This is a genomic window from Brachymonas sp. KE5, assembly GCF_057773645.1.
Genome location: NZ_CM173463.1, coordinates 2,568,068 through 2,590,067 on the forward strand (window position 1 = coordinate 2,568,068; position 22,000 = coordinate 2,590,067).

25 protein-coding genes are annotated in these 22,000 nt (G+C 66.3%); 15 read left to right on the plus strand and 10 right to left on the minus strand.

Going from position 1 to position 22,000, the window contains the following annotated elements; all coding sequences use genetic code 11:
- Positions 1 to 12 precede the first annotated feature (12 nt).
- Together ACX36O_RS12190 and ACX36O_RS12195 are read right to left on the minus strand one after the other, a co-directional pair.
- Positions 13 to 360, minus strand: a complete 348-nt coding sequence (locus ACX36O_RS12190; RefSeq protein WP_213361925.1) for a phage holin family protein — start codon at positions 358 to 360, stop codon at positions 13 to 15.
- A 36-nt stretch (positions 361 to 396) separates the two neighbouring features.
- Complete coding sequence (locus tag ACX36O_RS12195) at positions 397 to 2,112, minus strand: long-chain-fatty-acid--CoA ligase (protein ID WP_284069735.1); 1,716 nt, start codon at positions 2,110 to 2,112, stop codon at positions 397 to 399.
- A 267-nt stretch (positions 2,113 to 2,379) separates the two neighbouring features.
- Between ACX36O_RS12195 and ACX36O_RS12200 the strand changes: the two genes are divergently transcribed.
- The gene (locus ACX36O_RS12200) at positions 2,380 to 3,393 is read left to right on the plus strand and encodes a hydrogen peroxide-inducible genes activator (protein WP_213361927.1); all 1,014 of its coding nucleotides are present in this window, start codon (positions 2,380 to 2,382) and stop codon (positions 3,391 to 3,393) included.
- A 142-nt stretch (positions 3,394 to 3,535) separates the two neighbouring features.
- On the plus strand, positions 3,536 to 4,417 hold the full coding sequence (gene ubiA / locus ACX36O_RS12205) for a 4-hydroxybenzoate octaprenyltransferase (RefSeq protein ID WP_213361932.1): 882 nt from the start codon (positions 3,536 to 3,538) through the stop codon (positions 4,415 to 4,417).
- Between the two features lie 12 nt (positions 4,418 to 4,429).
- On the opposite strand, the gene ACX36O_RS12210 is transcribed toward ubiA, so the two are convergent.
- From ACX36O_RS12210 to ACX36O_RS12225, 4 genes are all read right to left on the minus strand, one after another.
- On the minus strand, positions 4,430 to 5,077 hold the full coding sequence (locus tag ACX36O_RS12210) for a LysE family translocator (RefSeq protein ID WP_213361934.1): 648 nt from the start codon (positions 5,075 to 5,077) through the stop codon (positions 4,430 to 4,432).
- Positions 5,078 to 5,131: 54 nt separating this feature from the next.
- Positions 5,132 to 5,872 (minus strand): class I SAM-dependent methyltransferase, encoded by a 741-nt coding sequence (locus ACX36O_RS12215; protein WP_213361936.1) that lies wholly within the window; start codon positions 5,870 to 5,872, stop codon positions 5,132 to 5,134.
- Positions 5,869 to 8,181 (minus strand): NADP-dependent malic enzyme, encoded by a 2,313-nt coding sequence (locus tag ACX36O_RS12220; protein WP_213361941.1) that lies wholly within the window; start codon positions 8,179 to 8,181, stop codon positions 5,869 to 5,871. Before ACX36O_RS12220 ends, ACX36O_RS12215 begins: the two co-directional genes overlap by 4 nt.
- A gap of 172 nt (positions 8,182 to 8,353) precedes the next feature.
- Positions 8,354 to 9,571: a lytic murein transglycosylase gene (locus ACX36O_RS12225; RefSeq protein ID WP_488360240.1), complete on the minus strand. Its 1,218-nt coding sequence runs from the start codon at positions 9,569 to 9,571 to the stop codon at positions 8,354 to 8,356.
- A 244-nt stretch (positions 9,572 to 9,815) separates the two neighbouring features.
- Here ACX36O_RS12225 and ACX36O_RS12230 point away from each other — a divergent pair, with 244 nt between their 5' ends.
- The 5 genes from ACX36O_RS12230 to ACX36O_RS12250 are packed head-to-tail and all read left to right on the plus strand — an operon-like array spanning position 9,816 to position 13,632.
- Positions 9,816 to 10,835, plus strand: a complete 1,020-nt coding sequence (locus ACX36O_RS12230; RefSeq protein ID WP_213361945.1) for a KpsF/GutQ family sugar-phosphate isomerase — start codon at positions 9,816 to 9,818, stop codon at positions 10,833 to 10,835.
- A 1-nt stretch (position 10,836) separates the two neighbouring features.
- Complete coding sequence (locus ACX36O_RS12235) at positions 10,837 to 11,403, plus strand: KdsC family phosphatase (RefSeq protein WP_213361947.1); 567 nt, start codon at positions 10,837 to 10,839, stop codon at positions 11,401 to 11,403.
- Positions 11,400 to 12,107 (plus strand): LPS export ABC transporter periplasmic protein LptC, encoded by a 708-nt coding sequence (gene lptC / locus ACX36O_RS12240; protein WP_488359838.1) that lies wholly within the window; start codon positions 11,400 to 11,402, stop codon positions 12,105 to 12,107. Before ACX36O_RS12235 ends, lptC begins: the two co-directional genes overlap by 4 nt.
- A gap of 17 nt (positions 12,108 to 12,124) precedes the next feature.
- Positions 12,125 to 13,018 carry an SDR family oxidoreductase gene (locus ACX36O_RS12245; protein WP_488359839.1) on the plus strand — a complete coding sequence of 298 codons (894 nt, stop codon included), beginning with the start codon at positions 12,125 to 12,127 and terminating at the stop codon, positions 13,016 to 13,018.
- Complete coding sequence (locus ACX36O_RS12250; protein WP_213361950.1) at positions 13,015 to 13,632, plus strand: chorismate--pyruvate lyase family protein; 618 nt, start codon at positions 13,015 to 13,017, stop codon at positions 13,630 to 13,632. The genes ACX36O_RS12245 and ACX36O_RS12250 overlap by 4 nt, the downstream gene beginning before the upstream one ends.
- Before the next feature lie 73 nt (positions 13,633 to 13,705).
- Here ACX36O_RS12250 and rbp read toward each other — a convergent pair whose 3' ends face one another.
- Positions 13,706 to 14,212, minus strand: a complete 507-nt coding sequence (rbp, locus tag ACX36O_RS12255) for an RNA-binding regulator (protein WP_213361954.1) — start codon at positions 14,210 to 14,212, stop codon at positions 13,706 to 13,708.
- Between rbp and ACX36O_RS12260 the strand changes: the two genes are divergently transcribed.
- From ACX36O_RS12260 to metW, 4 genes are all read left to right on the plus strand, one after another.
- Positions 14,211 to 14,441, plus strand: a complete 231-nt coding sequence (locus ACX36O_RS12260) for a hypothetical protein (RefSeq protein WP_213361956.1) — start codon at positions 14,211 to 14,213, stop codon at positions 14,439 to 14,441. The two genes, rbp and ACX36O_RS12260, sit on opposite strands and share 2 nt — an antisense overlap.
- An 84-nt stretch (positions 14,442 to 14,525) precedes the next feature.
- Positions 14,526 to 15,083, plus strand: coding sequence for a TMEM165/GDT1 family protein (locus tag ACX36O_RS12265; protein WP_213361958.1), 558 nt, complete (start codon positions 14,526 to 14,528; stop codon positions 15,081 to 15,083).
- Positions 15,084 to 15,238: 155 nt separating this feature from the next.
- Positions 15,239 to 16,390: a homoserine O-succinyltransferase MetX gene (metX, locus tag ACX36O_RS12270; RefSeq protein WP_213361965.1), complete on the plus strand. Its 1,152-nt coding sequence runs from the start codon at positions 15,239 to 15,241 to the stop codon at positions 16,388 to 16,390.
- On the plus strand, positions 16,387 to 16,974 hold the full coding sequence (gene metW, locus ACX36O_RS12275) for a methionine biosynthesis protein MetW (protein ID WP_213361967.1): 588 nt from the start codon (positions 16,387 to 16,389) through the stop codon (positions 16,972 to 16,974). Before metX ends, metW begins: the two co-directional genes overlap by 4 nt.
- Positions 16,975 to 17,057: 83 nt before the next feature.
- On the opposite strand, the gene ACX36O_RS12280 is transcribed toward metW, so the two are convergent.
- The gene (locus tag ACX36O_RS12280) at positions 17,058 to 17,318 is read right to left on the minus strand and encodes a DUF2061 domain-containing protein (RefSeq protein WP_213361968.1); all 261 of its coding nucleotides are present in this window, start codon (positions 17,316 to 17,318) and stop codon (positions 17,058 to 17,060) included.
- 267 nt (positions 17,319 to 17,585) lie between these two features.
- Between ACX36O_RS12280 and ACX36O_RS12285 the strand changes: the two genes are divergently transcribed.
- Both ACX36O_RS12285 and ACX36O_RS12290 read left to right on the plus strand, forming a co-directional pair.
- Positions 17,586 to 17,855, plus strand: a complete 270-nt coding sequence (locus ACX36O_RS12285; RefSeq protein WP_213361969.1) for a GlsB/YeaQ/YmgE family stress response membrane protein — start codon at positions 17,586 to 17,588, stop codon at positions 17,853 to 17,855.
- A 153-nt stretch (positions 17,856 to 18,008) separates the two neighbouring features.
- Positions 18,009 to 19,202: an AI-2E family transporter gene (locus ACX36O_RS12290; RefSeq protein WP_213361971.1), complete on the plus strand. Its 1,194-nt coding sequence runs from the start codon at positions 18,009 to 18,011 to the stop codon at positions 19,200 to 19,202.
- 54 nt (positions 19,203 to 19,256) lie between these two features.
- Here ACX36O_RS12290 and ACX36O_RS12295 read toward each other — a convergent pair whose 3' ends face one another.
- Positions 19,257 to 19,670: a rhodanese-like domain-containing protein gene (locus ACX36O_RS12295; RefSeq protein WP_349772154.1), complete on the minus strand. Its 414-nt coding sequence runs from the start codon at positions 19,668 to 19,670 to the stop codon at positions 19,257 to 19,259.
- A gap of 17 nt (positions 19,671 to 19,687) precedes the next feature.
- Entirely contained in the window at positions 19,688 to 21,193 is a 1,506-nt protein-coding gene (locus ACX36O_RS12300) for a CHASE3 domain-containing protein (RefSeq protein WP_213361973.1), read from the minus strand.
- Positions 21,194 to 21,452: 259 nt separating this feature from the next.
- On the opposite strand from ACX36O_RS12300, the gene ACX36O_RS12305 reads away from it, so the two are divergent.
- Both ACX36O_RS12305 and ACX36O_RS12310 read left to right on the plus strand, forming a co-directional pair.
- The gene (locus ACX36O_RS12305) at positions 21,453 to 21,620 is read left to right on the plus strand and encodes a DUF3149 domain-containing protein (RefSeq protein WP_213361975.1); all 168 of its coding nucleotides are present in this window, start codon (positions 21,453 to 21,455) and stop codon (positions 21,618 to 21,620) included.
- A gap of 157 nt (positions 21,621 to 21,777) precedes the next feature.
- Complete coding sequence (locus ACX36O_RS12310; protein ID WP_213361976.1) at positions 21,778 to 21,999, plus strand: HP1242/YdcH family protein; 222 nt, start codon at positions 21,778 to 21,780, stop codon at positions 21,997 to 21,999.
- Position 22,000: the final 1 nt, after the last annotated feature.

Consider the following 22,000-nt stretch of genomic DNA (forward strand, 5'->3'; position numbering starts at 1 on the left):
ACTCAGAACGGGTCAGAGCACCCGTTCCACCACCGCATCAATCACCAGGCCGATCAGTGAATAGACGATCGCCCCCAGCACGGCCACCCAGAAGCCCGCCACGCTGAAGCCCGCCAGCACGCTGCCGGCAAACCAGAACAGCAGCGCGTTGATCACCAGCAGGAACAGGCCCAGCGTGATCACCGTGACCGGCAGCGTCAGCACCACGAGCACGGGACGCACCAGCAGGTTGAGCAAGCCGATCACCACGGCGGCCAGCAGGGCCGAGCCGAAGCTGCTCACGGAAATGCCGCCGACCAGATTGGCCACCAGCATCAGGGCGGCTGCGTAGAGCAGCCATTTCACAATCATCTTGACCATGGGATCAGCATAACAGGGAATCGTGGCGCGGCGATGTCAGGCCGCCTGGGCCTCGGTCTGCATCTTCTTCATTTCCTCGTCGCGCAGCTCGCGGCGCAGGATCTTGCCGATCGGCGTCTTGGGCAGCGTTTCGCGGAACTCGATGGTCTTGGGCCGCTTGTAGCCGGTGAGGTCCTCGCGGCAGTGCTCGCGGATGTCCTCCTCGCTGACATTGCTGCCCGGCTTGCGCACCACATACAGCTTGACCGATTCACCGGAATTCTCGTCCGGCAAACCCACGGCCGCGCATTCCAGCACGCCCGGCACCGAGGCCACCACATCTTCCACCTCGTTCGGGTAGACGTTGAAACCGCTCACCAGAATCATGTCCTTCTTGCGGTCGACGATGGTGAAGTAGCCTCGCTTGTCCATCACGGCGATGTCGCCGGTCTTGAAGTAGCCGTCGGGCGTGAGGGACTTGGCGGTTTCGTCCGGGCGGCGCCAGTAGCCGGCCATCACCTGCGGCCCCTTGATGGCGATCTCGCCGCGGTCGCCCAGGTCGAACACCTCGTTGCCGTTGTCGTCCACCAGCTTCATCATGGTGCTTGGCACCGGCACGCCGATGGAGCCGGTAAATGCCGTGTTGGTCACCGGGTTGCAGCTGGCCACGGGGCTGGTTTCGGACAGGCCGTAGCCTTCGCAGATCGGGCAGCCGGTCTTTTCCAGCCAGAGCTTGGCGACGGCGCCCTGCACCGACATGCCGCCACCCACGGTGATGCGCAGGTGCTTCCAGTCCACCTGGTCGAAATCGGGGTGGTGCGCCAGCCCGTTGAACAGCGTATTCACACCCGGGAAGCTGTGGAAGATGTGCTGCTTCAGTTCCTTGATCACCGAGCCCAGGTCACGCGGGTTGGGCAGCAGGATGTTCTTGCCGCCCAGCTTGGAGCACAGCAGCATGTTCACCGTGAAGGCGAAGATATGGTAGAGCGGCAGCGCGCAGACAAATCCCAGCTGGTGGTGCGCCGGGCGCTGCGACAGGCCAGGCTGGTACCAGGCCTCGCACTGCAGCACGTTGGCCACGATGTTGCGGTGCAGCAGCACCGCGCCCTTGGCCACGCCCGTGGTGCCGCCGGTGTACTGCAGCACGGCAATATCATTCAGGCCCAGTTGTACCGGCTGGTACTGCTTGGCCGGATACTTGTTCAGAGCCTCGTTGAAGCGCACCGAGCCGGGCAGGTTGTAGGCCGGCACCAGCTTCTTCACGTGGCGCACCACGTAGTTCATCACCAGGCCCTTCACCATTCCCATGCGGTCGCCCATGGCCGCCACCACCACGTGCTTGACGTCGGTGCGCGCCACGCAGGCCTCCAGCGTATGGGCAAAGTTCTCGACGATGAAGATGGCCTTGGCACCGGAGTCCTTGAGCTGGTGCTCCAGCTCGCGCGCCGTATAGAGGGGATTGACGTTCACCAGCACCATACCGGCGCGGATAATGGCCATGGCCGCGATCGGGTACTGCAGGATGTTGGGCATCATCACCGCCACGCGGTCGCCGCGCTGCAGCCCGATCTTCTGCAGATACACCGCGATCGACTTGCTGGCCTGATCCAGCTCGCCGTAGCTCATGTCGCGGCCCATCATGGTGAAGGAGGTGCGATCGCGGAACTGTGTGAAGGTCTGCTCCAGCAACTCCACCAGCGACTCGTAGCCGCCCATGTCGATGTCCACGGCAACGCCGGGGGGATATTCAGCCAGCCAGGGGCGGCTGTCGATAAATTCGCTCATGCAATGTCTTCCTCGTGCCCCGCTGGCTGACTGCGGCAGCGTGTGGCTATTATCTGTTTGACCGTACCGAATAGCACGATCGTTCGGTGTGGAGTTATATCTTACTATCAGCTTACCTGAAACAATCATGTGTCATAGCATGGCAGATCAGGGGTTTTTCCTAGGGTGATCTGTGGCACCCATACCGCATCTGCGGGATGCAGGCCGGCGCCACGGGTTTGATACCATGCCGGCACCCTTTCTTCCATTGCTGCCATGACGCTCACCGAACTCAAGTACATCGTTGCCGTTGCGCGCGAGCGCCATTTCGGCCGTGCCGCCGAAGCCTGCTTCGTGGCCCAGCCGACGCTGTCGGTGGCCGTCAAGAAGCTGGAGGAAGAACTCGACGTGAAGCTGTTCGAGCGCAGCGCCAGCGAAGTCACCCTCACGCCGCTGGGCGAGGAAGTGGTGCGTCAGGCCCAGGTGGTGCTGGAACAGTCCAACCTGATCCGCGACATCGCCAAGCGCGGCAAGGATCCGCTCGCCGGGCCGTTGCGCCTGGGCATCATCTACACCATCGGCCCCTACCTGCTGCCCGACCTGGTGCGGCAGAACATGCAGCTCACGCCGCAGATGCCGCTGATGCTGCAGGAAAACTTCACCAGCAAGCTGCTGGAGATGCTGCGCTCGGGCGAGATCGACTGCGCCATCCTGGCCGAGCCGTTTCCCGATTCCGGCCTGGCGCAGGCCGCGCTCTATGACGAACCCTTCTGGGCCGCGGTACCATCCACCCATCCGCTGGCCGCGCAATCCAGCGTCAGTGCGGAGGCTCTGCGCAAGGAAAACCTGCTGCTGCTCGGTACCGGCCATTGCTTCCGCGACCATGTGCTCGAGGTCTGCCCCGAGTTCGCGCGCTTCTCCAGCCATGCCGATGGCATCCAGAAGAGCTTCGAGGGCTCTTCGCTGGAAACCATCAAGCACATGGTGGCCGCCGGCATGGGCGTGACGCTGGTGCCGGCGCTGAGCGTGCCGCCCGAGGTGCTGCAGCCGGCCGCTGCCGCACCCCGTGGCAAGATGGCGCCCGCGGCCCGCCACGCACGGCCCGACGCCCTGTTCAGCCCGCACAGCGATGCGCCCTTCGTGCGCTACATCCCGTTCGAGCCTGATGACGTGCCGACACGCCGCGTGGTGCTGGCCTGGCGACGCAGCTTCACGCGCTACGAGGCCATTGCCGCCCTGCGCAACGCGGTCTATGCCTGCGCGCTGCCGGGCGTGCAGCGGCTGTCCTGAAGGGTTCTGTGGACATCTGCCACGGACCGCCGGGCATCTCCTTCGACGGCCGGCAGATGGTACGGCAGCTTCCGAGCGCTCTTCTCTGCTGTTCCTGGTGCCGCGCTAGCCTGTCACAGCCGGCTTTTACAATCGCGGGGTCATGCAAGAACGTCTCCGTCTTTATCTCGACCTGATCCGCTGGGATCGCCCCGCCGGCTGGCTGCTGCTGCTCTGGCCCACCCTGGCCGCCCTGTGGCTGGCGGCCCGCGGCTTTCCGGGCTGGCACCTGATCATCGTCTTCACCCTGGGCACCATCCTGATGCGCAGCGCCGGCTGCTGCATCAACGACGTGGCCGACCGCGAATTCGACCGTCACGTCAAGCGCACTGCCAACCGTCCCATCACCAGCGGCCACATCAGCGTGCGCGAGGCACTGGGCGTGGGTGGCGTGCTGGCGCTGGTGTCCTTCCTGCTGGTGCTGACCACCAATTGGCTGACCGTGCTGTGGTCCATTCCCGCGCTGGCCGTCACCATCCTGTATCCCTATACCAAGCGCTTCTTCTCCATTCCGCAGGCGGTGCTGGGTATGGCCTTCAGCATGGGCCTGCCCATGGCCTATGCCGCCGTGCAGAACCAGATTCCGCCGGTGGTGTGGTGGATGCTGCTGGCCAACCTGTGCTGGGTGCTGGCCTACGACACCGAATACGCCATGGTCGACCGCGATGATGACCTGAAAATCGGCATCAAGACCTCGGCCATTACCTTCGGCCGCTTCGACGTGGCGGCCATCATGGCCTTCTACCTGGCGCACAAGGCGATCTGGTGGACCATCTTCTGGCAGCACGCCGATCTGGGCGCCACGCTGGCCACGCCCGGCTGGCGCCACGCCGCCTGGCTGCTCACGCTGCTGCTGGCACTGGCGCAGGTGGGCTGGCACTACCTGCTGATCCGCACGCGTGAGCGCGGCCCGTGCTTCCTGGCCTTCCGGCAGAACCACTGGGTCGGATTCGTCGTCTTCCTGGGGGCGCTGGCGCTGGCTTGACCGGTTACAGCGTCAGGCCGGACGCGTGCGCTGCGTGAACAGCAAGGCCACGCCCAGCGCCACGAACACACCGCCGAACACATGGTTCTGCCAGCGCACCGCGCGCGGCGTGGTCAGCACGCGGCGCAGCAGACGTCCGCTCAGCGCATAGCCGTGCATCACCACGATGTCGATGCTGCACATGGTCAGCGCCATGATGGCCAGCTGCTGCCCGATGGGCCGGTGGGCGTCCAGAAACTGCGGCAGCACCGCCACCATGAACACGATGCCCTTGGGATTGGTCGCGTTGGTGAGCATGCCGGTCATGAAGCGCTTCTTCCAATTGCCCTGCCCCTCGGCCACGGCCTGCTGCACCACGTCGCCTTCGAGCATGCCGTGCGTGTTGCGCCACTGCTTGATGCCGAGGTACATCAGGTACAGCGCGCCGAGCACCTTCAGCACGGTGAAGGCCGTGGCGGAGGCCAGCAGCACCGAGCCCACACCCAGCCCCGCCACCAGCAGGATCACCAGCAGGCCGGTCTGCAGGCCTGCAATGGTGGCGCTGGTGCGACGCACGCCATAGACGCTGCCATGGCTGATGGACAGGATGGCACCCGATCCCGGCGAAAGCGCAATCAGCCAGCACGCCACCATGAAGGCGAACCACAGTTTCATGTCCATGTCGAAATCCTCGTGTCTGCTTGTGCCGTGGAATGTGGTTCTGGCGCCGACGCGTCAGGCGCCGCCGGGCTTGCGCGCCAGCATCAGCGTGTTGGCAAACAGCGATCCGCTCACCACGCGCCCCGGCAGCACCTCCAGCCCGTGCCGGCCCAGCAATCCGGCCCAGTCGTCGGCGGTGCGGCAGTATAACGAACTGTCGGCATGTCCGCGTGCTCGGAAGATGATGCGGTCGACCAGCTGGCTGAGGCGAAAGGGCAGGCCGGCCGCGTGATCACCAATGCGCAGCACCAGCTGCCCGCCCGGCGCCAGGCAATCATGCACGCGCCGCAGCACCGCCTCCTGCCCTGCATGCGGCAGATAGTGCAGCACGTCCAGCAGCACCACGACGTCGGCCGCACCGAAGGCGGCCTGTGCGATGTCGCCCTGGTCGACGCGGGCGCGCAACTCATGGCCGGCCAGCGCCGCCTGCGCGCGCTCCACGTCGCGCGGCATCAGTTCCAGCCCGTGCACCCGGCAACCCTGCGGGGGCGGCGCCCAGTGCGCCGGCCAGTGCGGTGCGTGCGCAAGCCCGTCCACCGCCAGCAGCAGGCTGGCCAGCAGGCCCTGCCCGCAGCCCAGATCGAGCACGCGCGAACCGGGCCGGATCCAGCCCCGCGCCAGCACCGTGGCAAAGGCCGGATCATGGCGCAGCTTGCCGCGCGCGAAATGCCAGGCGAAGCGCCCCGCAGGCCGGTAGCGCTCGCTGGCTGCATGCCAGAGCGCGTGCGGCAGGCGGTGCGTCGCCCCGCCCGTCACTTGCGGCGGGCCTGGGCGTTGACCACGGCCAGCGCGGTCTGGTTCAGCACGCGGCGCATGGTGGAGGACGGCGTCAGGATGTGCGCGCTGGCCGCAGCGCCGAGCAGCATCGGGCCGATTGTCAGGCCGTTGCCGCCGGTGATCTTGAGCACGTTGAACAGGATGTTGGCCGCATCCAGGTTCGGGCAGATCAGCAGGTTGGCCGCGCCCTCCATGGCGTTGCCGGGCAGCATGTGGCGTCGCAGCTCGGGATTCATGGCGCAATCGCCCTGCATCTCGCCCTCGGCCTGGATCTCGGGTGCCAGCTCGCGGAACAGCTCGTAGGCGTGGCGCATCTTGACAGCGCTGGCGCGCTTGCTGGTGCCGAAGTTGGAATGCGACAGGAAGGCCACGTGCGGCGTGATGCCGAAGCGCTTCACTTCCTGCGCGGCCAGCAGCGCAATCTGCGCCAGCTCCTCGGCCGTGGGATCTTCGTTGACATAGGTGTCGGCGATGAACAGCGTCTGCTTCTCGAGCATGAGCGCGTTGAGCGCGGCAAACTTCTGGCCGGGCTGCGTGCCGATGACGTTGTGCACCGCCTCGAGGTGCTTGTCGTAGTTGCCGATCAGGCCGCAGATCATGGCATCGGCGTCGCCCAGCCTGACGGCCAGGGCGCCGATGATGGTGTTGCTGCGGCGCACGGCGATCTTGGCTGCATCGGGCGAAATACCGTCGCGCGCCATGCACTGGTGGTAGGTTTCCCAGTAGGCGCGGAAACGCGGATCGTTCTCGGGATCGATCACCTCGAAGCCGCCATCGACGTGCACGTGCAGGCCCAGCTTCTGGATACGCGCCTCGATGATATCGGGACGGCCCACCAGGATCGGCTCGGCAATGCCGTCGTCGTAGGCCTGCTGGGCGGCGCGCAGCACGCGCTCGTCCTCGCCCTCGGTGTAGACCACGCGCTTGCGGCCGGCCGGCACCTCGCGCGCCAGCGCAAACACCGGACGCATGAACAGGCCGGTATGCGACACGAAGGTGCCCAGGCTGTCCACGTAAGCCGTCATGTCCTCAATCGGTCGCGTGGCCACGCCGGAGGCCGCCGCGGCACGCGCCACCGCCGGCGCAATACGCAGGATCAGGCGGGAATCGAAGGGCTTGGGAATGATGTATTCGGGACCGAACTTCAGGTCCTGGCCCACGTAGGCAGCCGCCACCTCGTCGCTGATCTCCATCTTGGCCAGCGCGGCGATCTCGTGCACGCAGGCAACCTTCATCTCCTCGGTGATGGTGGTGGCGCCGCAATCGAGCGCACCGCGGAAGATGTAGGGGAAGCACAGCACGTTGTTGACCTGGTTCGGATAGTCCGAACGGCCGGTGGCGATGATGCAGTCCGGGCGCGCGGCCTTGGCCAGTTCGGGCTTGATCTCGGGATCGGGGTTGGCCAGTGCCAGGATGATGGGCTGCGTGCCCATGGTCTTGACCATTTCGGGCGTCAGCACGTTGGAGGTGGAGCAACCCAGGAACACGTCGGCATCGCGCACCACGTCGGCCAGCGTGCGGTCGCCGTTGTCCTTCTGCGCGTAGCGCTGCTTGGAAGCATCCAGGCCGCCCGGGCGGCCGTCATAGATCAGGCCCTTGGAGTCGCACACGAACACGTTCTCGCGCTTCACGCCCAGCGCCACCATCAGGTCCAGGCAGGCGATGGCCGCCGCACCGGCGCCGGAAGCCGCCAGCTTGATGCTGCCGATATCCTTGCCCACCAGTTCCAGGCCGTTGATCAGGGCGGAAGAGGAAATGATGGCCGTGCCGTGCTGGTCGTCGTGGAAGACCGGGATCTTCATGCGCTCGCGCAGCTTCTGCTCGATGTAGAAGCACTCGGGCGCCTTGATGTCCTCGAGGTTGACGCCGCCAAGCGTGGGCTCGAGCGCCGCGATCATGTCGACCAGCTTGTCGGGATCGCGCTCGTCCAGTTCGATGTCGAACACGTCGATGCCGGCGAACTTCTTGAACAGGCAGCCCTTGCCTTCCATCACCGGCTTGCCGGCCAGCGGGCCGATATCGCCCAGGCCCAGCACGGCGGTGCCGTTGGTGATCACGCCGACCAGGTTGCCGCGTGCGGTGTATTCGGCTGCCAGCGAGGGATCGGCCTGGATGTCCAGGCAGGGATAGGCCACGCCGGGAGAGTAGGCGAGCGACAGGTCACGCTGGTTCACCAGCGGCTTGGTGGGGGTGACGGAAATCTTGCCGCGCACCGGCTGGCGGTGGTAGTCGCGTGCCGCTTCGCGCAGGGCGGCCTGGGAGGTGGAAATCGTGCTTTCAGTGCTCATGGTGGTTCCTGTCGTCGGTGTGCCTGACTGCCGCGCCCGACAACGCGACGGCCTGCCTCCCTGAGAGGCATGGTTTTTTCTACGTGAAATAATACATAATTATCTGGTGCCCGAGGGGGTGCTGTAAAGGCAACGCAACATCCGTACCTACCCGTACAACAGCCCCCCGCCTTCAGCGTGCGGCGCGCAGGGCGGCCAGCAGCTTCTGCCCGGCCCGGCCGCTGGCCTGCATGCCCAGGCGCCCCTGCTCGGCGCGGATGGCGGCGCGCGTCTTCTCGCCGATCAGGCCGTCCGGCGTGCCGATGTCGTGCCCGCGCGCGAGCAGCAGCGTCTGCAGTTCGCGGTTTTCGGCACGGCTCAGGCCGGGGTCGTCGGTGGGCCAGGGCGTGACGAAGCCGGTCCGGCTTTTCTCGCCCGTCACCAGCGTGGAGAGCTGGGCAATCGCCAGCGCGTAGTTCTCGCTGGCGTTGTAGGTGTACAGGGTGTCGAAATTCCTGCCGACCAGGAAGGCCGGGCCGTTGGCGCCGGCCGGCAGCAGCAGGCCTGCCTGCGGCAGCGTTTGCGGCAGGGGCGCACCGTCGGCCAGGCGCACGCCTTGCGCCTGCCAGTGCGCCAGGGCCCGCTTGTTGCGGCGCCCCGCCTGGCTGGTGTCGAATCCCGCAGGCAGCTTCACCTCGTAGCCCCAGGGCTCGCCCGTGCGGTAGCCGGCCTTGCGCAGAAAGTTGGCGGTGGAAGCCAGGGCATCGGGCACGCTGCTGACGATGTCGCGACGGCCATCGCCGTCAAAATCGACCGCGGTGCGCAAAAAGGTGCTCGGCATGAACTGGGTCTGGCCAAAGGCGCCGGCCCAGGAGCCCGTCAGCTTCTCGGCCGGCACATGGCCCCCCTGCAGGATGCGCAGCACATTGGCAAATTCGGTGCGGAAATAGGGCTGGCGGCGGCCAAAGCAGGACAGCGTGGACAGCGACTGCACCAGCGGCCGGCCGCCCATGATCTGGCCGAAGTTGCTCTCCACGCCCCACACGCCCATCACCATGGCCGGCTCCACGCCATACTGCTGCTCGATCTGGCGCAGCGTGGGCAGCCACTGGCGGTAGGCGGCGCGGCCATCGGCCACGCGCTCGGCATCCACCAGCACCGCGATGTAGTCCCATACCGGCATGGTGAATTCGGGCTGGCGGTTGAGCAGGGGCAGCACCGTGGCGTCGGGCTCCAGGCCGCGTGTGTGCTGTGCATAGATGGCGGGGTCGATGCCGCGGAAATCGGACGTGCCCTGCAGACGGGCCAGGCAGGCCTGGAATTCGGCCGTACTCAGCACCGGGGGCGGCGTCTGTGCGGCCACCGGCAGGGCAGCCAGCAGCCAGGCGCCGGCTCCCAGCAGGTCGGCCATGCCGCGATGTGCGGAAGAACGCCGGGGCAGGCGATGGGCAGGGGACAACTTCATGGGCTCACTCTCCACAACAACAGGCGAGCGCCCATCATACCGGGCCAAGGTGAAACGTCGGTGCAGCGGGCTTCCGCAATCCGCACCGTGCCCGCTCTGCCTGTCACCCCACACCCGCCTGCTTTTTCGCCTGGCTTGCTGCATCCCGTCACGTGCAGGGTCCACCCGCCCCCCGTACAATCGCGTGATCATGGATCAAGACCCGACCTCCGCATCCTCGTTCGACAGCGCCCGCGCGCTGCAACTGGCCCAGCAGGCCCTCGCCACCGAGGCGCAGGCACTGCAGCAATGCGCGCTGCGCCTGCAGCAGCAACCCGGCACCGGCGCCGACTTCGCCCGCGCGGTTTCCACCATCCTGGCGGCCCGCGGCCGCGTGGTGGTGATGGGCATGGGCAAGAGCGGCCATGTGGGCCGCAAGATCGCAGCCACCCTGGCCTCCACCGGCACCGCCGCCCTGTTCGTGCATCCGGGCGAAGCCAGCCACGGCGACCTGGGCATGGTGCGCGAGGTCGACGTGGTGCTGGCCATCAGCAACAGCGGCGAAAGCGAGGAACTTTCCCGCATCCTGCCCGTACTCAAACGCCAGGGCGTGCCGCTGATCGCCATGACCGGCAAGCCGCAATCCAGCCTGGCCCGCCATGCCGACATCGTGCTCGACAGCGGCGTCGAAAAGGAGGCTTGCCCGCTCAACCTCGCCCCTACCGCCAGCACCACTGTGCAGATGGCGCTGGGCGATGCGCTGGCCGTGGCCCTGCTCGATGCGCGTGGTTTCCGCGCGGAGGACTTTGCCCGTTCGCACCCCGGCGGCGCGCTGGGCCGCCGCCTGCTCACCACGGTGGCCGACGTGATGCGCGCCGGCGACGCGGCACCCTCCGTGCCTATGGATGCCGATTTCAGCCGCGTCATGCGCGAGATGAGCGCCAAGGGCCTGGGCGCCACGCTGGTGGTCGATGGCGATGCGCGCGTGGTCGGCATCTTCACCGATGGCGACCTGCGCCGCCTGCTCGAAAGCGGCACCGACCTGCGCCAGCTGCGCGCCGAGCAGCTGATGCACGCCAGGCCGCGCAGCATCCGCCCCGATGCCCTCGCTGCCGACGCCGCCCACCTGATGGAGCAGTACCGCATCAACAGCCTGCCCGTCACCGATGCCGAAGGCCACCTCGTCGGCGCCCTGAACACGCACGACCTGATGCTGGCCAAGGTGATCTGACATGCAAGCCCCGGCCCTGACCTTCGATCCCGAACTGCTGCTGGCCGCGCAAGGCATCCGCGTGGTGTTCTTCGACGTGGACGGCGTGCTGACCGATGGCGGCCTGCTCTACACCGAGAGCGGCGAAACCATCAAGCGCTTCAACACGCTTGATGGCCACGGCCTGAAGCTGCTGCAGAAAGGCGGCATCACCCCGGCCATCATCACCGGGCGCGACTCCGCCCCTCTGCGCACCCGCCTGCAGGCCCTCGGCGTGCAGCATGCCGTGTACGGGACCGAAGACAAGCTGCCCGCGGCCGAGCGCCTGCTTGCCGGACTGGGCCTGGACTGGTCGCAGGCCGCAGCCATCGGCGATGACTGGCCCGACCTGCCCATGCTCATCCGTGCCGCCTTTGCCGCCGCCCCGGCCAACGCCCACCCCGAAGTCAGCGCCCGCGCACGCTATGTGACGCGCGCCAGCGGCGGCGCCGGCGCCGTGCGCGAGCTGTGCGACCTGCTGCTGCAGGCACAGGGCCGTTACGCCGACCTGCTGGCGCCCTACCTGCCCGGCGCGAAAGATCCGGCATGAGCACGCCCCAGCCTTCTTCCACCGAATCGGGCCTGCAACTGGCCGGTGCCCTGCGTCCGCTGCCCGCCGCCGGCAGCTCCACGCCCGAGCGCCTGCCCGACCGGATCTGGCGCCGCGCGGTCGACTTCATGCCGGCGATCCTGGTGCTGCTGCTGGTGCTGGCCACCGCCTGGCTGGTGCGCAGCATGCCTGCAGCCGAAGAGCCCAAGCCGGCCCCGCCGCCGAACGAGCCCGACTACTACATGAAGGATTTCCGCCTGCGCAACTTCAATCCGCAAGGCGTGCTGCAGACCGAGATCCAGGGCGCCTTCGGCGACCACCTGCCGGGCAACGACACCATCCGCACCCAGCAGCTGCGCAGCTACAGCCTGGACGCCAGCGGCGTGGAAACGCGCGCGACGGCCGACCGCTCCGTGTCCGACAGCAAGGGCAAGGACATCCAGCTCTACGACAACGTCAAGGTCGTGCGCACCGATCCGCGTCCCGACAAGGACGGGCAACCCCGGGTGCCCACCATTCTCGAGAGCGACTACCTGCACGTGATCAACCAGCAGGAGTCCATCCGCACCGATCGCCCGGTGCGCATCACGCAGGGCAATGACGTGATCAACGGCAACGGCCTGGAATACACCGCCGAAAGCAAGGTGCTGCGCATCGATGGCCGCGTGCGGGCGCAGATCCAGCCCGCGCCGGCACGGCCGTAAGCAGGGGCCGGTACGCCGTGACTGCTTCCGGGGCTTCGCTCGTCTTCATCACCGGCGCCTCCAGCGGTATTGGCCAGGCACTGGCACAGCGCTATTACGCCGATGGCTGGCGGCTGGCGCTGGTGGCACGCCGCAGCGAGGCGCTGGCGGACTGGGTGCGCGCACAGCAGCTGGACAGCACGCGCGTCGCGGTCTACGGAGCCGACGTGCGCGAGCCCGACAGCATCATCGGTGCCGCACGTGCCTGTGTGGCGCAGCAGGGCCTGCCGGATGTGGTGATTGCCAACGCCGGCATCAGCCACGGCATGGACAGCGCCGAGCGCGCCGACCTGGATGTGATGCAGCAGATTTTCGCCACCAACGTGCAGGGCATGGCGGCCACCTTCCATCCGTTCATTGCCCCGATGCGTGCCCGCGGCAGCGGGCGTCTGGTGGGCATCGCCAGCGTGGCCGGCATCCGCGGCCTGCCCGGGCATGGCGCGTACAGCGCCAGCAAGGCGGCCGCCATCACCTATTGCGAGAGCCTGCGTGGCGATCTGCGCGGCAGCGGCGTGCAGGTACTGACCCTGCTGCCGGGCTATATCGCCACGCCGATGACGGCCGGCGACCATTTCAGCCTGCCCTTTCTGCTTGGCGCCGAGGAGTTTGCCCGGCGCGCCCAGCGGGCCATTGCCGCCGGAAGCAGCTACCGCGTGATTCCGTGGCAGATGGGGGTTGCTGCCCGGCTGCTGCGCCTTCTGCCCAATCCCGTCTTCGACCGCCTGTTCGCCGGCCGGCCGCGCAAGCCTCGGCTGGCAGCAGCCGCGGCGGCTGCACCTGCTGCACCTGCTGTAAACGCCCGATCATCCTGCCCGCCGGCGTCCAGGCACGCCTCCGCAACGTCCGACCCGACGCCACCTCCCTCCGCATGAGCGCCGATTCCGCCCTCCCGACCCCCAATCCGCTGCAGCTCCGCAGCCAGCGGCGCCGCCCGGTGCCCGCCGGCATGCGCCGCTGGCTGCAGGCCGAAGGCTCGCTCACACGCCATCTCACGCGCGCCAGCGGCCGGGTACGGGTGCAGGTACTGCAGCAGGGCAGTGACGCGCTCTGGCCGGAAGAAATCGCCGCCTTGCAGCGCCAGCCCTTCCAGCAGGCCGGCAGCAGCCACGTGCGCACCGTGCTGCTGTGGTGCGGCCCTCCCGGGGCGGAGCGCCCCGCCGTGCTGGCGCGATCGGCCGTGCTGGCGCCGCAATCGCGCCTGCGCTGGCGCGGCCTGCGCGGCCTGGGCGACAAACCGCTGGCCCAGCTCCTGTTCGATACGCCCCATATCCACCGCAGCCCGCTGCGCTGGCGTCACGATGCTGCCCACGGCCCGGCCGCACGCCATGTGCTGCAGCTGTGGCAGCGGCATGCGCCCGGGCATGCCGCCATGCTGCCCCGGCAGGGCATCTGGCGCCGCAGCTCGGTGTTCGACATCGGTGGTGCACGCATCCTGGTCACGGAGTGGTTCGCCCCCGAGGTCTTCGGCTGGCCCGCGCCCAAATGACAAAACCCTGCCCCGGGCAGTGCCCGCAGCAGGGTTCGGGAGGCAGACAGGGCTGGATCAGCCCTGCATGCGATCAATAGTTGTTGTTGTCGTCGTAGTTGTTGCGACGACCGCCGTCACGACGGCCACCGCCGTAGGGGCTGCGGAAACCGTCGCTGTTGCCGCCGCCGAAGTCACGGCCACCGCCGTAACCGCCGCCGCCTTCGCGACCACCACCGTAGCCACCTTCACGGCCGCCACCGTAACCGCCCTCGCGGCCACCGCCGTAACCGCCTTCACGACGGCCACCACCGTAGCCACCGCCGCCACCGAAGCTGCGCGGGGGACGAGGCTCCATCGGACGGGCCTCGTTCACCACCAGGGCGCGGCCGCCCATGTCCTTGCCATGCAGGCCGTTGATGGCCGCCTGGGCTTCGGCATCGCTGCCCATTTCGACGAAACCAAAGCCTTTGGAACGACCGGTGTCGCGCTCCATCATGACCTTGGCGCTGGTCACGGCGCCGTACTGGCCGAATTGCTGCTGCAGGTCGTTGTCGCGCACAGCGTAGGGCAGGTTGCCCACATAAAGTTTATTGCCCATGAACGGACTCTTTCAGAAAAACAAAAAATACAAGCGATGTCCGTTTTGGGCAGACGAAAGGGAAATCATCAACCTCATTCACGCAAAGCAATCACCGCAAACATGCACCCTGCGCGGCACTGACACGCCGCAACGGGATACCCGGAGCATTATGGGGCAGTTATGTGTATTTTTGGTGTCAGCAAATACCGACACTCCCGGTATTTACCCTGAAATACTGCAAGATTGATGCAGCGCAGACATTGCACAGCTTCCTGCGATAATCGCGGCCGCTGCGGCCTGCGGCATTCCCCACCTTCCCTCCCGCATTTCCATGGAAGCCTTCCTCGTATCAACCGGCCTGGTCGCCCTGGCCGAAATGGGCGACAAGACCCAGCTGCTGTCGCTCGTGCTCGCCGCCCGTTTCCGCAAGCCCTGGCCCATCGTCTGGGGCATTCTGGTGGCCACGCTGGTCAACCATGCCATGGCCGGTGCCGTCGGCAGTTTCATCACCACCCTGCTCTCGCCCGAGGTGCTGCGCTGGGTGCTGGCCGCGTCCTTCCTGGCCATGGCGGTGTGGATGCTGATTCCGGACAAGCTGGACGAGGACGAGCAGCCCAAATCCCCGAAATACGGCGTGTTTGCCACCACCGTGGTGCTGTTCTTCCTGGCCGAGATGGGCGACAAGACGCAGATCGCCACCGTGGCGCTGGCGGCGCGCTACCAGGAGCTGGCCTCTGTGGTGGCCGGCACCACGCTGGGCATGATGATCGCCAACGTGCCGGTGGTGTTCCTGGGCGAGCGCATCACACGGCTGGTGCCGCTGCACTGGGTGCACCGTATCTGCGCCGTGATCTTCGTCGGTCTGGCGGTAGCGGCGCTGCTCTGGTAGTCAAACAACCCTGCGCGTGACAGTGTTCACACGGCCGCGCTATACTGACCTTATTGCGCCGATTTGCTTCCAGCTTGCGGGCGCGTAACAAATGCCGCTAAAACGGAGCCAGACACCCGGTTTCCGTCCTTTGCGGTACCGGGTTTGCTTTTTCCATGTCGTTCATCGCCACCCCCCAATCCATGTACTTTGCAGAGCCGCTGGCGCTGCAAAGCGGCGCCAGCCTGCGCGGCTACACGCTGGCCTACGAAACCTACGGCACGCTCAATGCCGACAAGTCCAACGCCGTGCTGATCTGCCACGCGCTCAATGCCTCGCACCACGTGGCCGGCCATTACGCCGACGAGCCGGGCAATGTCGGCTGGTGGGACAACATGATCGGCCCGGGCAAGCCGGTGGACACGAATCGCTTCTTCGTCATCGGCATCAACAACATCGGCTCCTGCTTCGGCAGCACCGGCCCGCGCGACGCCAATCCCGATGCCCCGGCCGACAGCCGCCGCAAGCAGTACGGCGCCGACTTCCCGGTCGTCACGGTCGAAGACTGGGTCAACGCGCAGGCGCGCCTGCTCGACCAGCTCGGCATCACGCAACTGGCCGCGGTGATGGGCGGCAGCCTGGGCGGCATGCAGACACTGAGCTGGACGCTGCAATACCCCGAGCGTGTGCGCCATGCCGTGGTGATCGCCAGCGCACCGAATCTCTCCGCCGAGAACATCGCCTTCAACGAAGTGGCGCGCCGCGCCATCGTGACCGACCCCGAATTCCACGACGGCCATTTCTACGAGCACGGCGTGGTGCCCGCGCGCGGCCTGCGCATCGCGCGCATGATCGGCCACATCACCTACCTGAGTGATGACGTGATGAACAGCAAGTTCGGCCGCGAACTGCGCGAGGCCGTCACCCACAACAGCACCGGCTACAAGTATTCAACGCAGGATGTAGAGTTCCAGATCGAGAGCTACCTGCGCTACCAGGGCGACAAGTTCAGCACCTACTTCGATGCCAACACCTACCTGCTGATCACGCGTGCGCTCGACTATTTCGATCCGGCGCAGCAGTTCGGCGGCGACCTGTCGCGCACCATGGCGCAGGCCAGGGCCGATTTTCTGGTCGTGAGCTTCAGCACCGACTGGCGCTTCTCGCCGGCACGCAGCCGCGAGATCGTCAAAGCCCTGCTCGACAACCGGCGCCACGTGAGCTATGCGGAGATCGACGCCCCGCACGGGCACGACGCCTTCCTGCTGGATGACCCGCGCTACCTGAACCTGGTACGCGCCTACTTCGACAACAAGGTGGCAGCATGAGCGGAGGACAAGTCGCCATTGAAGCCATTGCGCAACTGGTACCACAAGGCGCGCATGTACTGGACCTGGGCTGCGGGGATGGCGCCCTGCTGGCCTGGCTGCAGCAGCACCGGGGCTGCACCGGTTACGGGGTGGAGATCAACGATGCCAACCTGCTGGCCTGCGCCCGCCGCGGCGTGGACGTGCTGCAACTCAACCTCGACGAGGGCCTGAGCATCTTTGCCGACAACAGCTTCGACGTGGTGCTGCAGATCGACACGCTGCAGCACTTGCGCAACGCCGAAACCATGCTGCGCGAGACCGTGCGCGTGGGCCGCATGGGCATTGTCGCCTTCCCCAATTTCGCCCACTGGCCGAACCGCCTGTCCATCCTGCGCGGCCGCATGCCGGTGAACAAGCGCCTGCCTTACGAGTGGTACAACACGCCCAACATCCGCGTCGGCACCTATGCCGATTTCGGTGTGCTGGCGGCCCGCTGCGGGCTGCGCGTGCAGGACCGCTTCGGCCTGCACGAGGGGCAGATCATCCGCAGCCTGCCCAATCTGCGCGCCAGCACGGCGGTGTATAAGGTGACGCGCGGCTGAGCCAGGGCTTTCAGGCGCTGGCCCGGCCGGTTCAAACCTGCTGCTGCAATCCAGATTGCCACGCATCGCAGCACAGCAGGCCTTCAGAGCGGCGCCAGGGTTGCCGAAGGGGTGGATGCAGCTGCAGCCGCTGCCTTGTCCCGTCGCTGCCAGGCCTTTTCGTGCAGGAAGAAGGCAAAAGCCTGCACCGTCGGCTCCAGCAGACTGAGCGTGAGTGCGGCAATCAGGTTGCCGGTCACGGCATAGGCCACGCCTGCCGCCACCAGGACGTGGATCACGTAGTAGCTCATGGTCTTGTAAAGCGTGCGTTGGTGCGGGCGCAGCCACTGCCTGATATGTGCCATGGATATTTCTCCCGAGTCGTTTTCGATTTATCAATGATAACGATTCTCAACAACAGCATGATTGCAAATGCCTATGCCGTCAGTAGGGTGCGGCCATGGCCGCAGGCTCGGAGCGCGTGGCGGCGCACTCCTACACGGGTTCGGCCCGGCTGCCCACAGCCGGTTGCCCCTGTTTGAAAAACAATGCAGTCAACCCCAGCCGAAAGCCGCAGTGGCCGCCGGCAGAGCGGGCCGGTATCAACTGCAAGCTTTTCAAGGAGAAACATCATGGGATTTCTGATCTGGATCATCGTAGGTGGTGTGGTGGGCTGGCTGGCCAGCTTGGTGATGCGTACCGATGCGCAGCAGGGTCTGTTCCTGAACATCGTGGTCGGCATCGTGGGCGCCCTGCTGGGCGGGTGGCTGATTTCGCCGCTGCTCGGTGTGGGCACCATCAATGAGAGCCCCTTGAGCATCGGCGCCATCGTGGTGTCGCTGATCGGCGCCATCATCCTGCTGGCGATCGTGAATCTGGTGCGTCGCGGCAGCGTGCGCTGATCACCCGGCGCGACCCCAGCCCGTCCTGACAAGGCGGCCGGCGCCACCTCTGGCAACAGGGTGGCGTCATTTTTTTCATGCCGCGCTGCCGGCTCGCCCGCTACCGCCGGGCATGGCTTCACGGCATACTGTGAGAGCACTTTTTTCCGCATCATGCCCGACCAGCCTCCTCCCCTCTCCGCAGCACCGGCGGCGCCTCCCGTCCCGGCAAAACCCGATCCGGCAGACTCGCTTGATGCGGACACGGTCGGCGGCGCATCGAGACGCCGCCTGCTGATCTGGACGCTGATTCTGCTCAACGTCACGCTGGTGATCTTCCTGCTGAAGTGGGCCGATGCCTTCTTCATGCCTCTGGTGGCGGGCATCTTCCTCTCGTACACGCTCGGTCCCATCGTCGACTTCCTGCAGTTGCGCCTGCGCCTGCCGCGTGCGCTGGGCAGTGCGGTGGCCATTCTGGCCTTCATGGGCGTGATCGGCGGAATCGGCTATGCCGTTTGGTGGCAGGCGATCGACCTGGCCGAGTCCATGCCCGAATCGATCAACCGGGTCACGCGCAGCGTGCGCCAGGTGCAAGTCGACCGCAGCAGCTCGCTCTCCAAGCTGAACCAGGCGGCGCAGGCGGTGGACAACGCACTCAAGAGCGCATCGCCTGCCCCGCGCGGCTCGCAGTCGGCCGCGGCGCAGGCCGCGCCGGCGCCGGAGCGCGTCTCCTCGTTGCTGATGCAGCGCGCGTTGCGCGTGGTTGGCGGCATGGGTACGCTGGGTTCTGTGCTGCTGCTGGCCTATTTCCTGCTCACTGCCGGCGACAGCTTCCGGCGCAAGACCGTGCGCGTGGTCAGCAAGCGCTGGCAGCACAAGCGGGTGACGGTGGAGCTGCTGGATGACATCCACTCCTCGGTGCAGCAATACCTCGGCTCGCTGGTGATGGTCAACCTGCTGCTGGGCCTGCTGACCTACGTGACGCTGCTGGCCCAGGGCTTTCGCAATGCCGAGATCTGGGCCACGCTGGCCGGCATCCTGCACGTGATTCCCTACGTCGGCCCCCTGCTGACCGCCATCGGCGTGTTCATTGCCGGCGTGCAGCAATGGGGGGCCATCGTGCCGGCCGCGCTGGCGGCGGGCTCCACGCTGGTGGTGGCCGCACTGGTCGGATCGGTGGCCTATGCCTGGATCCTGGGACGCATTGCCAACATCAACCACTCCGCGCAGTTCATCGCGCTGCTGTTCTTTGGCTGGCTGTGGGGGGCGCTGGGGCTGCTGATCGCCATTCCGCTGGTGGTGGTGATCAAGGTGATTGCGGCCCGCGTGGATGCGCTGCACCCGGTGGCCGAGTTCCTGCGCGAGTAACGGAGACACCCCGCACAGGCTGGCGCGCGGGCACTGTGCGCAGCAGACCGGCTTTTACTTCTGGATCCAGGGCAGACCACGAAAACGCCAGCCACCCCGATGGCCGCGCTGTTGCGCACCATCCAGATCGCCCTCGAAACCTTCGAGCACGTTGTAGCAGCCCCCCAGCCCCAGCTCGGTAGCGCGCTGCGCGGCTCCGACGGAGCGGACACCGCTGCGGCAGATGAACAGCAGGCGCTGTCCGGGATGCTGCTGCGCAATCGCCAGTACCTGGGCATCAAAATCGGGATTGGGCACCATGCCGGGATAGATGCGCCAGCACAGGGGCACCGCTCCTGGCACCATGCCGACCCAGTCGCGCTCGGCGTCGGTGCGCACGTCCACCAGCACGCCCTGCCCCTGCTGCTGCCAGGTGTAGGCCTGTTCGGGTTCGATGTCGCCGGCGTATTGGGTGGGAGTGGTCTGCATGCGGGGGTCCTCGGGAATCATCCGAGTGTAGCCGGCGAAACCACCTCCCGCGTTTCGCCTCCGGACGTATCCACGATCAGTGCCGGGGCACCCGCATCGGGACGGGATGGCGCGGCGGCGGGGCGCGGTGCGGGCTGATGGCGCCGCTGCGGCAGCGACCCCTCGATGCGCGTGCCGCGTCCGGCCGCCGAAACAATGCGCAGGCTGCCCTGCATGGCCTCCAGCCGGTGCCGCATGCCGGACAGGCCGTAGCTGGCATTGGCCTTCTCGTTCACGTCGAAGCCGATGCCGTCATCCAGCACCTGCAGCAGCGCGTAGTCCTTCTTGTCGTGCAGCATCACGCGCACATGGCTGGCGCGTGCGTACTTGCTGATGTTGGTGAGCGCCTCCTGCATCACGCGGAACACCACCAGCTGCGCCTCGGGCGCCAGCTCCACCGGCTCGATGTCGGTTTCCACGCTGATCTCGGTGCGATCGGAAAATTCGCGCGCGTAGTTTTCCAGCGTGGCACGCAGGCCCAGGTGCGCCAGCGAGGACGGCTGCAGCTCCTCGATCAACTGGCGCTTGAAGGCCACGCCGGCGTTGAGCGACTCCACCAGATGCTGCAGGCGCTGGGCGATCTTCTCGTCGTCCACGCCAAGCTGCCCCAGACGCGACTTGATGCGCGCCGTATCGAGCTTGGCCGCCGTGAGCAGCGCGCCCATCTCGTCGTGCAGCTCCTGCGCCATGCGGCCGCGCTCGGCCTCCTGCACCTTCATCACATGCGTGGTCAGTTCGGACAGCTGGTGCGTGCGCTCGCGCACTTCGGTGTCGAGCTGGTCGCGCTCCTGCTGGATGGCCTGGCGACGCTCTTCCTGGATATGGTCGATGCGGCGCGACTGGCGCACCAGCAGGTAGAACGCGGCCGCACCCAGCAGGATCACCGCCAGCACCACCAGACGGGCCGCCAGCAGGTTGCGCTGCAGGGCCAGCCTGCTTTCCGCCAGGGCGCGGTCATTGGCCTGGCGCAGGCGCTCGATGCCGGTACGGGCGGTATCCATGTAGGTTTGTCCGGCATCGGTGTTGAAGGCGGTGAGCCAGTCCACGTCGCCGCTGGCACTCTGGCGCATGCGCACGGTCACCTCCATCTCGGCGATGCGGCGCGAGATGGGCCTGGAAATGCCGGCAAACTCGTTCAACTGCTGCTGTGAATCGACGTAGAAGCTGCGTGCCTTGTCCAGCGCCGGATCGATGCGCGAGACCGCCAACTGGTAGGGGCCGAGATAGCGCTTGTCGCCCGAAATCAGGTAGCCGCGCTGCAGGGTCTCGGCATCGATCACGGCGGTGCGCAGATTGTTCAGCGCGACCCGTTGCTGCTCCAGACGGTCCACCTGGTCGAGATGGTCACGCGAGTTCATGTAGCCGAACTCGTTCAGCAGCAGCACCAGAGCCACCACCAGCATGGCCCAGAACATGGCATGGGGCCGGGAAAAGTGGCGCAAGGCCTTGCCGAGGCGGGTTTCGGAGCGTGCTGCAGCTATCATGCAACCAATTGTGCATGGCCTGCGTGCGCTTTTCTTGTAGGAAACCGGCGCATCTTCACTCTCTGAAGCAAGCCCTGCATGCCGCCCATTCCCGAGTTGCCCCCTGCCCGACTGGCTGCAGCGTCATGTCGAAGTCATCAAATCGTGGCATAAATGACGGTTGGCTGACCTATCCTGGGGGTGATTGACATACGTCAAACGTTCCAAGCCGCAGATCAGGCCCAATGGCCCATGTTTGTAAACTGAATGGGAGAGTTCCATGGATGTGCTCATGCGCGAACTGTTTGCCACCGACATCGGCTTGCTGACCATTTTCACCATCGGCTTCATCGTGGTGATGGCTGCCTGGCTGTTCTTCTTCGTCCGCAAGAACGTGGCACGCGACGAGGCCGCACACGCCAAGGACACCCCGAAACTGCGCAACTGAGTGCAGCATTGAACGGATGGTTCTGGCGGCCCGGGTGCTCGCCGCACGGGGCTGGCTCGCTTATACTGGAGGCATGAAGGCCGGTTACCTGCCGTAACACGAAGGCAGCAGGGTCCGGCCGGATCAGTGCCCATACCCACTCCAAGAGGACCATCCCATGTTTCCCGAATACCGCGACCTGATTTCCCAGCTCAAGAGTGAAGACGCCCACTTCGAACGTCTGTTCGAAAAGCACAACGAGCTGGACCACCGCATCAAGAACATGGAAGCGCACATCGAGCACGCGACCCACGAAGAAATCGAGGTTCTGAAGAAGCAGAAGCTGATGATCAAGGACGAGCTCTACCAGATCCTGCGCAAGGCAGACGGCAAGGCCTGAG

Bases quoted from the DNA above. Each gene is read 5' to 3' on its own strand.
- ACX36O_RS12190 (WP_213361925.1), bottom strand. From the start codon at position 360: ATGGTCAAGATGATTGTGAAATGGCTGCTCTACGCAGCCGCCCTGATG.
- ACX36O_RS12200 (WP_213361927.1), top strand. From the start codon at position 2,380: ATGACGCTCACCGAACTCAAGTACATCGTTGCCGTTGCGCGCGAGCGC.
- ubiA (WP_213361932.1), top strand. From the start codon at position 3,536: ATGCAAGAACGTCTCCGTCTTTATCTCGACCTGATCCGCTGGGATCGC.
- ACX36O_RS12210 (WP_213361934.1), bottom strand. From the start codon at position 5,077: ATGGACATGAAACTGTGGTTCGCCTTCATGGTGGCGTGCTGGCTGATT.
- ACX36O_RS12220 (WP_213361941.1), bottom strand. From the start codon at position 8,181: ATGAGCACTGAAAGCACGATTTCCACCTCCCAGGCCGCCCTGCGCGAA.
- ACX36O_RS12225 (WP_488360240.1), bottom strand. From the start codon at position 9,571: ATGGCCGACCTGCTGGGAGCCGGCGCCTGGCTGCTGGCTGCCCTGCCG.
- ACX36O_RS12230 (WP_213361945.1), top strand. From the start codon at position 9,816: ATGGATCAAGACCCGACCTCCGCATCCTCGTTCGACAGCGCCCGCGCG.
- ACX36O_RS12235 (WP_213361947.1), top strand. From the start codon at position 10,837: ATGCAAGCCCCGGCCCTGACCTTCGATCCCGAACTGCTGCTGGCCGCG.
- lptC (WP_488359838.1), top strand. From the start codon at position 11,400: ATGAGCACGCCCCAGCCTTCTTCCACCGAATCGGGCCTGCAACTGGCC.
- ACX36O_RS12250 (WP_213361950.1), top strand. From the start codon at position 13,015: ATGAGCGCCGATTCCGCCCTCCCGACCCCCAATCCGCTGCAGCTCCGC.
- ACX36O_RS12260 (WP_213361956.1), top strand. From the start codon at position 14,211: ATGAACGGACTCTTTCAGAAAAACAAAAAATACAAGCGATGTCCGTTT.
- rbp (WP_213361954.1), bottom strand. From the start codon at position 14,212: ATGGGCAATAAACTTTATGTGGGCAACCTGCCCTACGCTGTGCGCGAC.
- ACX36O_RS12265 (WP_213361958.1), top strand. From the start codon at position 14,526: ATGGAAGCCTTCCTCGTATCAACCGGCCTGGTCGCCCTGGCCGAAATG.
- metX (WP_213361965.1), top strand. From the start codon at position 15,239: ATGTCGTTCATCGCCACCCCCCAATCCATGTACTTTGCAGAGCCGCTG.
- metW (WP_213361967.1), top strand. From the start codon at position 16,387: ATGAGCGGAGGACAAGTCGCCATTGAAGCCATTGCGCAACTGGTACCA.
- ACX36O_RS12280 (WP_213361968.1), bottom strand. From the start codon at position 17,318: ATGGCACATATCAGGCAGTGGCTGCGCCCGCACCAACGCACGCTTTAC.
- ACX36O_RS12285 (WP_213361969.1), top strand. From the start codon at position 17,586: ATGGGATTTCTGATCTGGATCATCGTAGGTGGTGTGGTGGGCTGGCTG.
- ACX36O_RS12290 (WP_213361971.1), top strand. From the start codon at position 18,009: ATGCCCGACCAGCCTCCTCCCCTCTCCGCAGCACCGGCGGCGCCTCCC.
- ACX36O_RS12295 (WP_349772154.1), bottom strand. From the start codon at position 19,670: ATGCAGACCACTCCCACCCAATACGCCGGCGACATCGAACCCGAACAG.
- ACX36O_RS12300 (WP_213361973.1), bottom strand. From the start codon at position 21,193: ATGATAGCTGCAGCACGCTCCGAAACCCGCCTCGGCAAGGCCTTGCGC.
- ACX36O_RS12305 (WP_213361975.1), top strand. From the start codon at position 21,453: ATGGATGTGCTCATGCGCGAACTGTTTGCCACCGACATCGGCTTGCTG.
- ACX36O_RS12310 (WP_213361976.1), top strand. From the start codon at position 21,778: ATGTTTCCCGAATACCGCGACCTGATTTCCCAGCTCAAGAGTGAAGAC.